This is a genomic window from Pseudomonas sp. REP124 (assembly GCF_020164475.1).
In the GTDB taxonomy this organism is placed as follows: domain Bacteria; phylum Pseudomonadota; class Gammaproteobacteria; order Pseudomonadales; family Pseudomonadaceae; genus Aquipseudomonas.
Map to the genome: position 1 here is coordinate 1 of NZ_JAIQWX010000286.1, position 515 is coordinate 515.

General features: G+C 62.9%; 1 pseudogene. It reads right to left on the reverse strand.

Annotated elements, in window-relative coordinates:
* Positions 1–515: pseudogene (locus tag K9857_RS30235) on the reverse strand (hypothetical protein); the annotation flags it as partial.

The following is a 515-nucleotide window of genomic DNA, read 5'->3' on the forward strand; positions in this document are numbered from 1 at the left end:
CAGGACGCAGGGTGATGATTTCACCCCAAGGGCTCAGTAGCCCGCCGTTGGGCGCCAGGACATAGGCCAGGCCTTTGGCACCACCGATGGTAATGCCGACACCAGCGAGCAGCGCCACCGGGCTGAGGTAGCAGAGACGCAAGGTCAGTCGAGTGAGGGGGCGACGAAAATCGCCGCGCAAGCGCAGCCCTTGGCCGGCATCGATTGGCGTCCAGCTGCACTGGCTGGCTCTGAGCCAAGTGGCGCCGAGGTCGATGGGCGTGCCCTGCGTACCATCGCCGAAACCGGTCGACAGAGGGGTCAGGTTGCCGCTCATGGCCAGGTCGATTTGTGCGGCGCCAGGAGCGGCACCGGGCAAGTCGATAGTGAGTTGGCTGATGCCGTCTTGGGTAATCGTGTCACCCAGCGAACCCGTAATGTATACCTCCCTGGTTTCCATCGACAGGCGTGGCTGGTACAGCAGGACCAACAGTTCGTTGATTTCTTTGAGCTGTGCCTCGGGGGAGATGGGCGAG